Annotated in this window: 13 protein-coding genes; 3 read left to right on the plus strand and 10 right to left on the minus strand. The window is 50.7% G+C overall.

Translation table 11 applies throughout. From position 1 onward, the window contains the following. Window positions 1–6: 6 nt before the first annotated feature. Genes LBW89_RS00335 through LBW89_RS00345 form a run of 3 tightly spaced genes read right to left on the minus strand, consistent with a single transcriptional unit; the run spans window position 7 to window position 2,505 of the window. Window positions 7–648, minus strand: coding sequence for a 3-oxoacid CoA-transferase subunit B (locus LBW89_RS00335; RefSeq protein WP_412066978.1), 642 nt, complete (start codon window positions 646–648; stop codon window positions 7–9). A gap of 16 nt (window positions 649–664) precedes the next feature. Continuing rightward, entirely contained in the window at window positions 665–1,318 is a 654-nt protein-coding gene (locus LBW89_RS00340) for a CoA transferase subunit A (RefSeq protein ID WP_148450219.1), read from the minus strand. Then, window positions 1,315–2,505, minus strand: coding sequence for an acetyl-CoA C-acetyltransferase (locus LBW89_RS00345; protein WP_225038157.1), 1,191 nt, complete (start codon window positions 2,503–2,505; stop codon window positions 1,315–1,317). The genes LBW89_RS00340 and LBW89_RS00345 overlap by 4 nt, the downstream gene beginning before the upstream one ends. Window positions 2,506–2,830: 325 nt before the next feature. On the opposite strand from LBW89_RS00345, the gene LBW89_RS00350 reads away from it, so the two are divergent. The 3 genes from LBW89_RS00350 to LBW89_RS00360 all read left to right on the plus strand — a co-directional run bounded on the left by LBW89_RS00350 (window position 2,831) and on the right by LBW89_RS00360 (window position 5,424). Beyond that, window positions 2,831–3,751, plus strand: a complete 921-nt coding sequence (locus tag LBW89_RS00350) for a LysR family transcriptional regulator (protein ID WP_148450221.1) — start codon at window positions 2,831–2,833, stop codon at window positions 3,749–3,751. Between the two features lie 229 nt (window positions 3,752–3,980). Continuing rightward, entirely contained in the window at window positions 3,981–5,102 is a 1,122-nt protein-coding gene (locus LBW89_RS00355; RefSeq protein ID WP_412066979.1) for an MFS transporter, read from the plus strand. Window positions 5,103–5,211: 109 nt separating this feature from the next. Next, window positions 5,212–5,424, plus strand: a complete 213-nt coding sequence (locus LBW89_RS00360; RefSeq protein WP_148450223.1) for a GrpB family protein — start codon at window positions 5,212–5,214, stop codon at window positions 5,422–5,424. Between the two features lie 54 nt (window positions 5,425–5,478). Here LBW89_RS00360 and pgmB read toward each other — a convergent pair whose 3' ends face one another. From pgmB to LBW89_RS00395, 7 genes are read right to left on the minus strand one after another with little or no spacing between them, the layout of a single operon-like run. Beyond that, window positions 5,479–6,150 (minus strand): beta-phosphoglucomutase, encoded by a 672-nt coding sequence (gene pgmB / locus LBW89_RS00365; protein ID WP_225038159.1) that lies wholly within the window; start codon window positions 6,148–6,150, stop codon window positions 5,479–5,481. A 7-nt stretch (window positions 6,151–6,157) separates the two neighbouring features. Next, window positions 6,158–7,036: an alpha/beta hydrolase gene (locus LBW89_RS00370; RefSeq protein WP_148450225.1), complete on the minus strand. Its 879-nt coding sequence runs from the start codon at window positions 7,034–7,036 to the stop codon at window positions 6,158–6,160. Between the two features lie 15 nt (window positions 7,037–7,051). Then, the gene (locus tag LBW89_RS00375; protein ID WP_225038160.1) at window positions 7,052–8,755 is read right to left on the minus strand and encodes a glycoside hydrolase family 3 protein; all 1,704 of its coding nucleotides are present in this window, start codon (window positions 8,753–8,755) and stop codon (window positions 7,052–7,054) included. 33 nt (window positions 8,756–8,788) lie between these two features. Further along, window positions 8,789–9,781 (minus strand): ABC transporter permease, encoded by a 993-nt coding sequence (locus LBW89_RS00380; RefSeq protein WP_225038161.1) that lies wholly within the window; start codon window positions 9,779–9,781, stop codon window positions 8,789–8,791. A gap of 53 nt (window positions 9,782–9,834) precedes the next feature. Continuing rightward, on the minus strand, window positions 9,835–10,971 hold the full coding sequence (locus LBW89_RS00385; RefSeq protein WP_225038162.1) for a sugar ABC transporter substrate-binding protein: 1,137 nt from the start codon (window positions 10,969–10,971) through the stop codon (window positions 9,835–9,837). 31 nt (window positions 10,972–11,002) lie between these two features. Next, complete coding sequence (locus tag LBW89_RS00390) at window positions 11,003–11,956, minus strand: ABC transporter permease (protein ID WP_213505068.1); 954 nt, start codon at window positions 11,954–11,956, stop codon at window positions 11,003–11,005. Between the two features lie 21 nt (window positions 11,957–11,977). Continuing rightward, complete coding sequence (locus LBW89_RS00395; protein ID WP_225038163.1) at window positions 11,978–13,498, minus strand: sugar ABC transporter ATP-binding protein; 1,521 nt, start codon at window positions 13,496–13,498, stop codon at window positions 11,978–11,980. Between the last annotated feature and the right edge of the window lie 108 nt (window positions 13,499–13,606).

Genomic DNA, 13,606 nt, shown 5'->3' on the forward strand with positions numbered 1-13,606 from the left:
TGGACCCTAAGCTAATTCTTTTAATTCCTCGCTGATCATCAGCTTGGCCTCTGTTGCCGCTAATACCTCTTCCAACGTGTAAGCGGAATTTATTTCTTTAAGAAGCAATCCTTCCGGAGTAACTTCAATCACCGCCATTTCGGTAATGATTAAATCCACCGCATTCTTTGCCGTCAGCGGCAAAGTGCATTCCCGCAATATTTTAGCTTTTCCTTTCGTAGTGTGCTCCATAGCTACAATGACCTTTTTCGCTCCCGTTAACAAGTCCATAGCGCCCCCCATTCCCGGCACCATTTTTCCGGGGATCAAATAGTTGGCGATATTCCCCCGTTCATCAACTTGAAGCGCTCCCAAAACCGTTAAATCCACATGCCCGCCGCGGATAATTCCGAAAGAAGTGGCACTGTCGAAAAAGCAGCCCCCCGGATGAATGGTTACATATTGTCCGCCGGCATTTACAATCGTTGGATCGGTTACTTCGTCTCCTTGTGCCGGTCCCAATCCGACAAATCCGTTTTCCGAATGGAACATAACGTGAATCCCTTCCGGAACAAAGTTAGCTACTTTGGTGGGTAAGCCGATTCCTAAGTTAACCAGCTCCCCGTCCTTCAATTCCTGGGCCACACGTTTGGCAATCTTATTTTGCAGCTCTACCTTATCCATTTCACTTGCCTCCATCAACAATGTAGTTTATGAAGATATTCGGCGTAACCACTTCATTAGGGTCGATTTCACCTATTTCCACGATTTCTCCCGCTTCAACAATCGTTGTCTTGGCCGCACTTGCCATAACATGGTTAAAATTGTTCGCCGAGCCTTTATAGACGATATTCCCGGCTCTATCCGCTTTAGCGGCGTAAAGAAGAGCAACATCCGCGGTAATGGGTTTCTCTAATAGATACTCTTTGCCATCGACTACAATTTTGTCTTTGCCTTCTTCAACCAACGTGCCTATTCCCGTAGCTGTCAAAATGCCCCCTAGACCATAGCCGCCCGCACGAATTTGCTCCACCAGCGTTCCTTGCGGAATAAGCTGCACTTCCGTCTCTCCCTCCGTCATCTGTCTGCCTGTTTCTTTATTGGTTCCAATATGTGAGGCAATGATTTTCTTGCATTGCTTATTGCCCACCAGCTTGCCTGAACCTTTATCGACAAATCCTGTATCATTACAGATCAAAGTAATATCTTTGATGTTGGCTGCAACAAGGGCATCCATCAATTTTTCAGGCGTCCCGTTAGCCATAAACCCGCCGACCATCACGACATCTCCGTCTTTGATCTGAGCGATCGCCTCTTCTAAAGCCACTACTTTATTCATCCTCTGACCTCTCTCTCCACAATCATGGCAATACCTTGCCCGCCGCCGATACATAGCGTCGCCAAACCGTTTTGAACCTTTCTTTTCTCCATTTCATGAATCAATGTCACCAATATGCGTGCACCGCTGGCACCGATCGGATGTCCTAACGCAATGGCCCCGCCGTTCACATTGACAATGTTCATGTCGATTCCCAGCTCATTTACGACACTTAATGCTTGGGCCGCAAAAGCTTCATTGGCTTCGACCAAATCCAGATCTTTTATCGTTAATCCCGCTTTTTCCAGTGCTTTTTTCGTTGCCGGAATGGGCCCTGTCCCCATGAGTTCCGGGGCAACCCCTGTGCTTTCAGCAGCTTTAATCGTTACAAGCGGCGCTAAACCTAAACGTTGCGCTTTATTCTTGCTCATCACAATCAATATCGCCGCGCCATCGTTTAAACCTGAAGCATTCGCCGCCGTAACCGTGCCATCCTTTTTAAATGCCGATTTTAATCCAGCCAAGCTTTCAGCCGTTACGCCCACTCGCGGATATTCATCCGTGTCTACCACCACCGGCGCGCCTTTTCGCTGCGGAACCTCAACCGGGATAATTTCCTCTTTAAATTTCCCGTCTTTCATTGCTTTCTCAGCTTTATTCTGGCTTGCTGCGGCCAATTCATCTTGCATTTCTCTTGTAATATTGTATTTTTCAGCGATATTTTCAGCCGTAATGCCCATATGATATTGATTAAAAGCATCCGTTAATCCATCATGAACCATCGAATCAATGATGGACCCATCCCCCATTCTTTGTCCCCAGCGAGTTGTCGGCAGCAGATAAGGCGCCTGACTCATGTTCTCCGCTCCGCCGGCAACTACAACCTCCGCTTGGCCAGCCAGGATGGCTTGAGCCGCAAGTTGAACCGCCTTGAGCCCCGAACCGCAAACCTGATTGATGGTGTATGATGGTACTTCCAGCGGAATCCCGGCTTGCATGGATATCTGTCTTGCGACATTTTGCCCTAAACCGGCCTGCAAAACATTACCTAAAATAACCTCATCTACTTCCGCCGGGGCTAAATTAATTTTGTCCAATGCCCCCTTTACAGCAGCTGTTCCTAATGCAACAGCCGGTACATCTTTAAACGCTCCCCCAAAAGAGCCCACCGCGGTTCTAACCGCCGACACAATCACAACTTCATTCATACGCTTCCCCGCTTTCTTTCCCGGATTACTGATAAAAACACCGTGTAATAAGATTCACATGTGATCCCAAACGCTTACACGACTAACAATAAACCGCTTACAATTCGCTGTCTAAAACCAATTTTTTATATAAGCTGTAAATTAAATTAATACTATTGGATTATCGTTGCTGCTGAGCGGAAAAAGAACACGGCCGGAAAATTGGTAGGCTGACGTTGTGGACAAACCAAGTGAAATTTGCTATTTTCAAGAAGTAAGCGCTTTAAAAACTATTTTTATCGATAAACTCGTGATGAATTTCACAACATAAGTGAGGAATCTCATAATGGATATTAAACATTTAGAGTATTTTATTGAAATCGTAAATTCCAGCTGCAATCTGTCGATTGCCGCAAAAAATTTATGTGTTTCGCAGCCATCTCTCAGCTTATTAATTCGGAATTTTGAGGAAGAAGAAAATGTCCACCTATTCGAACGCTACAAGGGAAGATTACAAAACTTAACACCTGCGGGGGAAAGGTTTTTTGAAAATGCAAAAATCCTTGTGCAGAATTACCAGAATATGCTGGCCGAACTGCGCGAAGACTCTTTTCAATTCAAGGGAAAAATAGTCATCGGGATCCCTCCGCTTATACTGGGTATTGTTTTTGCAGATTTACTATCCGAGATGCTCACGACAAATCCGGATATAAAATTTGAAATCATCGAAGCCGGGGCCTATGAATTGCGGAGAATGCTGACCTTAAAAGAGTTGGATTTTGCTATTTTACTGCAACCGACCAATATCGATCCTAGCACCATGAATGAACATCTACTGCAAGAAGATGAACTGACCGCCTTTATGAGCTCTAGCCATCCTTTGGCACAAAACGAGAAAATGTATTGGAATCAACTAAATGACGAACACTTGGCCATCTTTAATTCAACTTTTATGATTCATCACAAATTGCTGGAGCAATTTAAAAAAGAAAACATTCAGCCGCGAATTTCCATTATGTCAGCGTCTTGGGACTTCCTTTTACAAGTAACCAAACATTCTAAATTCATCACTATTTTGCCTTCTCCCGTTCGCGATTTTTTCAATATCTCTGACATTATCGAGGTTCCCTTTCATCATCCGATCACTTGGAAGGTCATTCTTTGCCAACCTAAAAAGGACCGGTACAGTCATGTAGAAAGACATGTGAAGAAAATCATCATTGAGCATTTCGGTAAAAATGGTGACCATGGTTTTATGTCGCTTTAGGAGTGAAAATCCCCCCCGTCCTGTGTTTTCATTTTCATCCACAAATAGCTCCGCCAGTATACGCGACCGCCGTAGCCTCATATGAGTTTAATATCCCCCTTGTCGATGCATCTTTTGATTAGCGTGTAAGTCGTGGTCTTATTCCACCCGACTTGCTCTTTCAGGATTTTCGCAATATTTTATCGATATAAGTACAGGAGGTGTCCATTTGAATTTCCGTATCGTCTTGATGGCCGCTGTCACCTTTGTCGTGGGTACAGCCGAGCTTATCGTAGGAGGCATACTGGAGTTGATTGCGACGGATCTGCACATTTCCGTCAGCGCCACGGGTCAGTTTATTACCTTGTATTCCATCGCGTTTGCCTTATCGGCTCCAATCCTCATCAACCTGACCGCCAAGATGGAACGAAAAACGTTATATCTTGCCAGTTTAGGCTTATTCCTCTTGTCCAACATGCTGGTTGCCTTCAGCTCCAATTACGCCCTGATTTTATCCGCTCGCGCGTTGTCCGCCATGAGCGGAGCCCTCATCATCGTCCTGTCCATCACGCTCGCTTCCCGGTTTGTCCCTCCTTCGTACAGGGGGCGGGCGATCGGCATCATTTATATCGGCATCAGCGGCTCGCTCGTTCTGGGCGTTCCGATTGGAATGACGATCGGCAACGCGTACGGTTGGCGAGCGCCGTTTCTACTGATTGCCGGCTTGAGCGCTTTAGCGATCGTGGTCATCTCCATATTTCTTCACAAGTCACCTCCGGAAAAAGCCGTTCCCCTGCGCAAGCAGCTTGCTTCGCTCAAGAACGTCAAAATCGTCAGCGGCCAACTCATCTCGTTTCTGTTGTTGATGGGACATTTAACCTTGTACGCTTACTTGGCACCCTACGTACAATCGCTCTTTCCGGTCAGTCCCGGAACCCTCAGTCTCGTCTACTTCCTGTTCGGTATCGCGGCCGTAGCTGGCGGCGGTTTGGGCGGCTGGATTTCCGACCGTTGGGGTACAAAGCGGTCGCTTATCTTCATTACGGCATGCTTCGCCTGCTCCATGTTCATGCTTCCCTTCGCGGCAAAACTCTCATTTTATCTGTTTCTGGCTGCCGTTATGGTCTGGAGTGCGCTCAGTTGGGCCATCTCTCCGGCTCAGCAAATGTACCTGATCCAGAATGCGCCAGGGGAAGCCGATATTCAACTTAGTTTAAACTCGTCCATCATGCACCTTGGTATCGCGTGCGGCTCGTTGATTGGCGGCGTCGTCATCGAAACGAGCTCGGTGGCCGACAATTTCTGGGTCGGCGGTCTTCTGGCTCTGGCCGCACTTGGCTGCACAGTCTTTTCGCTTACTCGCAGCGCGTAGCGTCCGTCAACTGCGGCGGAGCAAGCGAAGCCAAACGTAAGCTAACTAAATATGGTAATATAATGGGTACCGGCTCATGCTAAAGCAGCTAAATGTTGGGAGGATGGTTATGAGAAAAGTTGAAGTAACGCCATACAACAAGCAATGGGTTTGGATGTATGAGGAAGAAGCAAACAAACTGCGGCTTATCTTCGGCGAGCAATTGGCCGCCATTCACCACATCGGCAGCACGTCCGTCCCAGGATTGGAAGCAAAGCCAATGTCGTATATCAACGGTAAAAACCACGTGAGATCTTCAGGGGTCTCCGGGCGATTTCCTTAAATAAAACCGCCCGCCCTCTTCACTTTCCTACTCTTTCAACCGGAAAGCCATCGTTCATACTGCATTCTTGCGGTAAGCTTCCATAATCCCGTCAAGCGTGAGCCGCGAGGTATCGGAAACCAAATACTTCGCTTGGCGCAAGGAATCCGGCGATCCGATGCCGACCGAAAACATGCCGGCGCCATTGATCGCTTCAATGCCGGCCTCGGAGTCCTCGACGCCGATACAGGCTTCGCAAGGAACACCGAAGTGCTCGGCGGCGTTGACAAAGGTTTCGGGATGCGGTTTGCCGTAGCGGATTTGGCCGGCGTCGACGATATAGTCAAACGCCGAGAGAAGTCCAAGTCTCTCCAGAACAAATTTCGCGTTCCGGCTTGCCGATCCGAGGGCCAGCAACAGATTCGCTTCCCGGATATCCTTCAGCAGCCCTTCAATTCCCGGCAACACATCACTGGGACGAATCGTTTCGATCAGTTGCCCATAAACTGCATTTTTTTGGGCCGCCCACCGCTCCTTTTCGCCTTCGGACAAGCTTAAAGGCCGGGAAGCGGCCGCGAGGATCCGCTCCAGCGATTCCATGCGGCTTACGCCCTTTAACCGCTCGTTTAATTCGCGGTCCACCTCGATGCCAAGCTCCGCGCCGATTTGCTTCCAGGCCAGGTAATGAAATTCCGCCGTATCCGTGATGACGCCGTCCAGATCAAAAATGAATGCTTTCGGCTGCATGGTGTCCTCAACGCTCCCTTCCTTGCTCGAGCCATTTGGCGCTCAGTTCCACCCACGCCCCGAGGCTTAATGCTTTGACCTGCTCCTCCGGTTTCACGGAAGCATCGCCCAGCGACATGCCGTGCGGCCCTTTTTCGAACATGTGAAGTTCGCAGGGCACCTGATGCTCAAACAGCTTCCCAGCCAGTCCAAGGAGGTCGGTCGGCGGAATGACGCTGTCTTCGTAGGTTCCCCAGATAAAGGTACGCGGTGTATCCCCGTTAACATATTGCAGGAGATTAAGCGACCGTTCTTCCTCTTCCGTCAAATTTTCTTTGCCCATCAAAATTTCCCGTATGTTCGGACCGCGAAAATCCGGCATCAGCCCCTTTTCCATCAGTTCGATGACAAAGGCCGGGGTTTCCGTCGCACGAGCTTCCAAAGTGACGGCCGGATAACCGAGGACCAACTGGTTCGGCTTGATCTGTTCCGAGGTAAGCCCGATCTCTTCGGTAATTAACGCATCCTTGTAGTAGACCCCCAAGCTTAAGGCCAAATTGCCGCCGGCGGAAAAACCGGCCACGGTGATGTCGTCCGCATTCACCAGCCATTCCGCGGCCCGTTCCCGAATGATCGACATCGCTTTGGCCAGTTCGCGCAGCGCCGTCGGAAACGGATTGTCGATCTTGACGGAATAATTCAGCACGAACGCATGGTAGCCCATTCTCGCAAACGCAAGCGCTACGGGCTCGCCTTCATTTTGGGAGATCAGGGCATATCCGCCTCCCGGACAAATCAAAATGGCCGGGCGGATCAAATTTTTACGGTCGAACTCTCCGTCTTCCTGTACGTACGTCGTCAAGGTTGCCGAAGAGTGTTCGAATAACTTTATCGTTTCATGAATCACATGAGTTCCTTCTTTCTATAATCGGGTATCCCATTTGCCGCAGAACGGATCCGCGGGGCTTATGCCTTTGAATTCCGACCGCCCCGTCAGTTTACGCACCAGCATAGGCAAGGTAAAATCGTTGACTCCGTACGTGTTGATATAGGTTTTGACCCGCGGCACATCCAGCAAATGATACGGATTCTCCGTCGAAATAAAAATGGTCGGAATGGACTCCATGTAAATGGGGACGTTCACCCCCATCGGATTGATCCATTCGATCCGGACGGTGGTCTGATTCGACTTGGTCGCCAAATTGCACAGATAGATGATCAAATCGTACTGTTCCCGCATTTCCCCGAACGAGCCCTGCAGCCCTTCGTAGATGCCGCTCGGCTCAAACCGGGTAACCGCAAAACCTTCGGCCTCAAGCAGCGGTATAAAAGAAGCCGCCAGCCCGCTCGTTTTTTGGTAACCGAGCGCGTTCGCCTCGCTTTCGATATCGTAAACTAGCACCCGTTTGTAACGATCGCTGCTGATGGGAAGCACGCCTTGTTCTTCCTTCACAAGCGTGATGGACCGGTCCGCGACCTGTTCGGCGATGTTCAAGTGCCGTTCCTGTCTCAACACCGTTTCCGCCGTTTGCGGGGAAGGGATGTTGTTCTTCTTATGCAAAGATAACGATGCCTTGAGCCCGAGGATGCGCAATACGGCCTCGTCCAGTCTTTCCGTCGACAGCAGGCCGTTTTCCAAGCCCTGCTTCATGAAAGCGACGTCCTCGTCCAAGTTTTTGGTGAACAGAAACATGTCACACCCGTTTTCGATCGATCTTGGAACCAATTCGTTTCTCGGCATCGGTATATTCATGCCCGCCATCGTGGTCGCATCGGTCAAGATCAGGCCGTTGAAGCCAAGCCGCTCTCGAAGCAGACCGTTTAAAAGCTCTTTGGCCAGCGAAGCCGGAAGAATCTCTTCATCCTTGAGCGACGGATCCAGCTTCTTCGAATATTCGGGCAGCGCGATATGCCCGACCATCACCGTTTTCGCGCCTTCGTCGATCAGATGGCGGTACACGTCCCCGAAGGTACGATCCCACTCGTCCGGCGAAAAGGTGTTGACGGAGGTGACGAGATGCTGATCCCTTTCGTCCACGCCGTCCCCTGGAAAATGCTTGATGGAGGCGGCCACGTCCTGTTCCTGCGCCCCTTTGACATACGCCGCGCCCATGCGCTTGACCCGCTCCGGGTCGCTGCCGAAGGTTCGAGTATTGGTGATCGGATTGCGAAAGTTATAATCGATGTCGACGACGGGCGCAAACGCATAGTTGGCCCCGACGCTTTTTCCTTCAAGCGCGCACAACCGTCCCAATTGATAGGCGAGCTCGGGATCGTCCGTGGCGGCGATCGCCATATTGGAGCCGACTTTCGTCCCGTCCTTCGTAATCCCCTGACCGCCCGCTTCCAGATTGGCGGCGATCAGCAGCGGGATTTTGGCGTTCGACTGCAAGGCGGAAACGGTGGCCATCACGCTCTCTTTATTCATCGAACGGCACATGAGTCCGCCAACGCCGATTTCCCCGGCCAGTCTTTTCAAAAACGGCTCGTCCTGTTTATAGCCGACCATAAAAAACAATTGGCCGATCTTTTCGTCCTTCGTCAGACTCTCAAAGGTCGATTTTACCCATTCCAAATCCTCGTCCTGCAAATGAAACGGTTTTTTCCGCAGCAGATTGATGTCCATAAATTTCTTTCTTTCCTCTCCGCATGTTTATTACTAGGCCTGCGCCTTGTTCCCCGCTCTCCTCCGGTTTAAATAGACCCGGATCCGCTCCTGGTTGGAGGTATACGCCATGAATCCGACGATAAACACACCGACAATGACGGTCTGCATGGAACTGTCGATCCCCAGCACAACCATCCCGTAGGATAAAGCGTTCATGCCGAGGGCTCCCGCAAAAATACCCAAAGGCAAATTCGTAAATTGCGCCAGATACAGTCCGACCAGAACCGGCCCCATGGAGGAGAACATCAAAGCCGTAGAACTTAAATTACCAGCCGGCGATACCAACACGGTGGAAGCGTTGATGACGGCGGCGGCTCCCAATAACGCGCCAACCACCAGATAGGTTAGAAAAATGTTCTTTTTCTCCTTGACTCCCATATTGACGGCCAGCCGTGGATTGGCGGCCAACGACCTTGTATCGTAGCCGAATTTAGTGTGGCTCAGCAAATAGTAAAACAGCACCATAATCACCGCGAGCAAAATATAGATCCAGGGGGACCTTGCGAAGACGGTCAGGCCCGCATGCATATAAAGCTGCGTCCCCGAGCCCCCGTAAACGACGCCGGATAAGGCCTCGTACATCATGACCACGCCAAGCGATACGATAATGGTCGGTACCCGAATCCATAAATACAGAAGGCCTTCAATCAGACTGAGGAGAACCGCAACGGCGACGGTAACCGCCAGCAGCATGACCGGCCCCAATCCCAGATCAATCGTCAAATTGCTTCCGATAATGCCGGCAAGGATGATGATGATTCCGGGGGCGAAATCCCATCTTCCCCCGGAAAGAGGCAGCGCGATGGCGTAAGCCGTGATCGTCGTCAGCACGCTGCCCCGAATGATCCGGTCAAACGCGCCGGAAGAAACATACCCGGTCTTGTTCATCAAAAGCGTCACAATCAGGATGATGGCATAAACCGCGATCGGAAACAGGAACGTTTTGAGCAGGTTAATTGCCCGTTTCAACATCAAGACTTGCATAATTTCACTCCATTACGGCTCGCCGTCAAGCTTCTTACCCAGGCAAGCACGGTTTAATTTCTGGCCGCCTTGATTTCCTCAAGCGTCCGGTTCGTCAGTTTTTGCAGCGACTCCCAGGTCGCGCCGTCGTTGTAGGACAGCATCACTTCTTTCAGTTCTTCGGCCGTCACCGCGCCTTTCGATTTGTCCTCCGGGATAACATAGTTTTTGAAATCCTGGATTTCCGCCGGCGTAGTGAAGGTAACGTAATTGACGTAGCCGTTCGGTTTCCGGTCGGGGTATGTTTTCCCGTTCAAGCGATCGTAGATTTGCGCAAACGAATTGGCGAGGATTTCGCCGTAATTATTCGTTCCGGCCATCACGATTTTGCCGTTTTCGAGCCCCGCCTCCGTCGAGTCGTTATAGCCAAGAGCCAACAGGCGGATATCGGGCTTCGTGCTGTTGAGAATCGCCGGATACACAAAATCCATGCCGGAGCCGAGTCCGAAAATTGCGTCCACCTCAGGGTGATCGGAAATAATCTTGGTTACGGCATCCGCCGCGTTGTCCGGAGCGAACGAGTGGAATTCGGTCGGATAGACCGTGACCTCGCCCTTCGTGTCAAGCTCTTTCATTTTGTCCGTAAAGCCCTTGATAATGGCGGGAGCGTCCGTAAAAGCGAATTCCGGGAACGAGGTGACCCCGATATGTTTTACGCCGGAAGCATAGGCCTGTTCGGCATATTTGGCGCCCAGTTCCTCCGGGTTTTCGCCGAATTGCTTGATCCCTCCCACAAAATAATCGCTCGTTACATTTTCGTCGGTCTCGCCAAGGGCGACCGCATAATATACGCCGGCTTCCTCAGCCAGACTGACGCTTTGCTCCAGAGCGGTATCGTAACCGCTGATCACGGCGTCGACGCCGGAGGCCAACAGGTTTTCCAGCCCGGTGATATGATCCTCTTCACTGGACCCAACCGTGGCGAAATTAAATTTGACGTTGAAATTTTTTTCCAGATAAGAACTGTAGGCTTTGATTTGCTGGCCTTGGATATCCGTGTAGTTGTAAAGCATGACTCCGATGGTGTACCCGCCTTTGGGATTACCGCTCGCATCGCCCTCTCCGCCGCCGCTTCCACCGCAACCCGCCAGAACGACCCCGAACAGCAAAATGAGCGCGGTCAAAGAGAACAGCCACTTTTTAGTTTTCATTCGTTTTACCCCTTTTCTCTGTTTGATTTGTTTATCTTGGCATAACTTCGCCGTTGGGTCTCCGAAGCAGCAGAAACACGACGATCAGAAATATCATCCCTTTAATTAGAGACACCACTTCGGGCGCAACGCCCACCATAACCAAACCGTTGTTCAGCACCACAAACGTAATGCTGCCGACAAACGCGGAGCTCATTCTGGAGCGGCTGCCCCCATTGAGCGCCATTCCCCCGAGGATCAGCGCAACAATCACGTCCATTTCCAGACCCATCCCCGTGTTTTCGCTGATGACCGCCGATCGGGACAAGGAAAGGATCGATGCGCAGCCGACCAAAATGCCAGCCAGAAGATAGGCGATCACTTTCATTCTTTTCACCCGTACGCCGCTTTGTGAAGCCGCCAGCGGATTGTCGCCGATGGCTTTGTTTTGCTTGCCGATTTTGGTCAAATGAAACAGCACAAAACCGGCCGCCCCCACAAGCACAATGATGGCGATAATCAGCGGCATGTTCCGCCCCAACTCTTTCAGCGCCCCGCTATCGGCCAAAGCGATTTTGCTGGCTGAGGTCGAAACCCGATATGTTACGATCCCCCTGGCCACGAACATTACCGCAAGCGAGGATATCACGGCCATGAGGCCAAACTGATTGGCGATCAGCACATTGACCAAATAACAGGCCACGGATACCAACACCGCCACAAGAACCCCAACCGCCAAAGGAGCTCCCGCGTTCATCGTGTAAATGGCGGCCATTGAGCTTAGTGCGAGAACCGCCCCTACCGATATATCCATCCCGCCATGGGAAAAAACAAACACCATGCCGACCGAGATCGTGAACAGTACGACGAGTTGTTTGAGAATCGTCCGGACATTGAAGTCGGACAACAGCGCCCCGTCCGTCATGAATGTAAACAACAGTAATACGAGCACAAGGCCGGCATATTGGATCAGCGCATTTTGATGCCTTTTTATAAATAGTTTCATAATTCGTTCTCACCGCCTTGCCTATATCATGTAGTCGATCAGCATGGATTCGTTTAAATTTTGGTCACGCCGGAATTCCTTGTTGATTTTCCCGTCCTTCATGACCAAAATCCGGTCGCTCATTCCGATCAATTCCGGAAGCTCCTCCGAGATGATCAGAATAGCGTATCCTTGCTGTTTCAGCGAATAGAGCAGCTGGTACATCGTCGTCTTCACGCCGACGTCGACGCCGCGCGTAGGGCTGTCGAGTATAAGAATTTTGGAGTCGTTTCCAATCCATTTGCCGAAGGAAACCTTTTGCTTGTTTCCGCCCGACAGTTCCCCCACCCGTTGATTCATTCCGCTTGCTTTAATGTTTAGCTCCTCGATTTGCCTCCGGGCGAATTTTTTTTCCGCTCCGGGCAGAATAAGGCCGAACTTGCCCAGCTTCCCGAGCGCGGAAAGCACGAGGTTTTCTTTGATCGAAGCTTCCATGATCAAGGTTTCCCGATCCCGGTCCTTGGACACGTAACCGACACGGTTCGCGATCGCGGTTTGCACGTTTTTCACCTTGTGCGGAAGCAAAGTCCCGTCGCCGTTCTCTCCGTAGACGATCACTTCCCCCCGCTGCGGCTTGATCTCGCCGAAAATAACTTTCCCCACCTCATGCATCCCGCTGCCCGACAAGCCGCCGATGCCCAAGATCTCCCCTTGGTAAAGTTCGAAATGAATATCACGAAGCAAAGAGGTATCGACGCCGTTCACGCGGATCATCGCCTGTTCCCCGCGCGAAGCGCTGATATCGCTTCTGTAATAATCCCCTTCAATGACTCTGCCGACCATCGATTGCTTGATGAAATTTTCTTCGAACTCGGAGCGGTCGATCGTCGTAATCAAATCGCCGTCCCGCATTACGGTCAGCGCGTCGCAAACGTCCATAAGCTCAGGGAGATCGTGGGAGATGAACAGGACCGCTTTGTTTTGGTCGCGCAATTTGCGCATCAGCCGATGAATCAGCAGCCTCCCGTCATGCGACAATGCGGTGGTCGTTTCATCCACAATGAACAATTCCGGCTCGTAATACAAAGCTCTCGCGATTTCGATCAGCTTGCGCTGCTCAAAGTTCAGCGTCAGGGCCGGCTGCGATACGTCCACCTCACCGAAATCGACAAGAGCGAGCGATTTTTTCGCTTCCTGATGCATTAGCTTGCGGTCGATGATCCCGTTCCGGGCAAACCGGCCTTCATCCCCCAGAAAAATATTTTCAGCAATGGATAACTGACCGATGGTTCCGGTCTCTTGCACGATCATGGCGATTTTCTTGGCTCGGGCGTTCAGCGGATCTTTGGGAGCATACGGTTGACCTTCGACATACATGTCCCCTTCCGTTTTCGGAAGCAGACCGCTGATCATGGCGGATATCGTCGACTTCCCGGAACCGTTTTCTCCGATTAGCCCCCGGATTTCGCCGCGGTAAATCTTCATGCTGACTTGGTTCACCGCCGTCACCTCATTGAATCTCTTCACGATGCTCCTGGTTTCCAAAAATACGGGTTTGTCCATGTCTACCTTCCTTAATCCTTGATATCGCTTTCTTACCGCTGCCCCAGTGTAACATGATTGATGATCAACTATAACTGTTTCTTTTATCTTCATCAGGGCAAATATTTA

It is taken from the genome of Paenibacillus sp. alder61 (assembly GCF_020179875.1).
GTDB lineage: Bacteria > Bacillota > Bacilli > Paenibacillales > Paenibacillaceae > Fontibacillus > Fontibacillus faecis.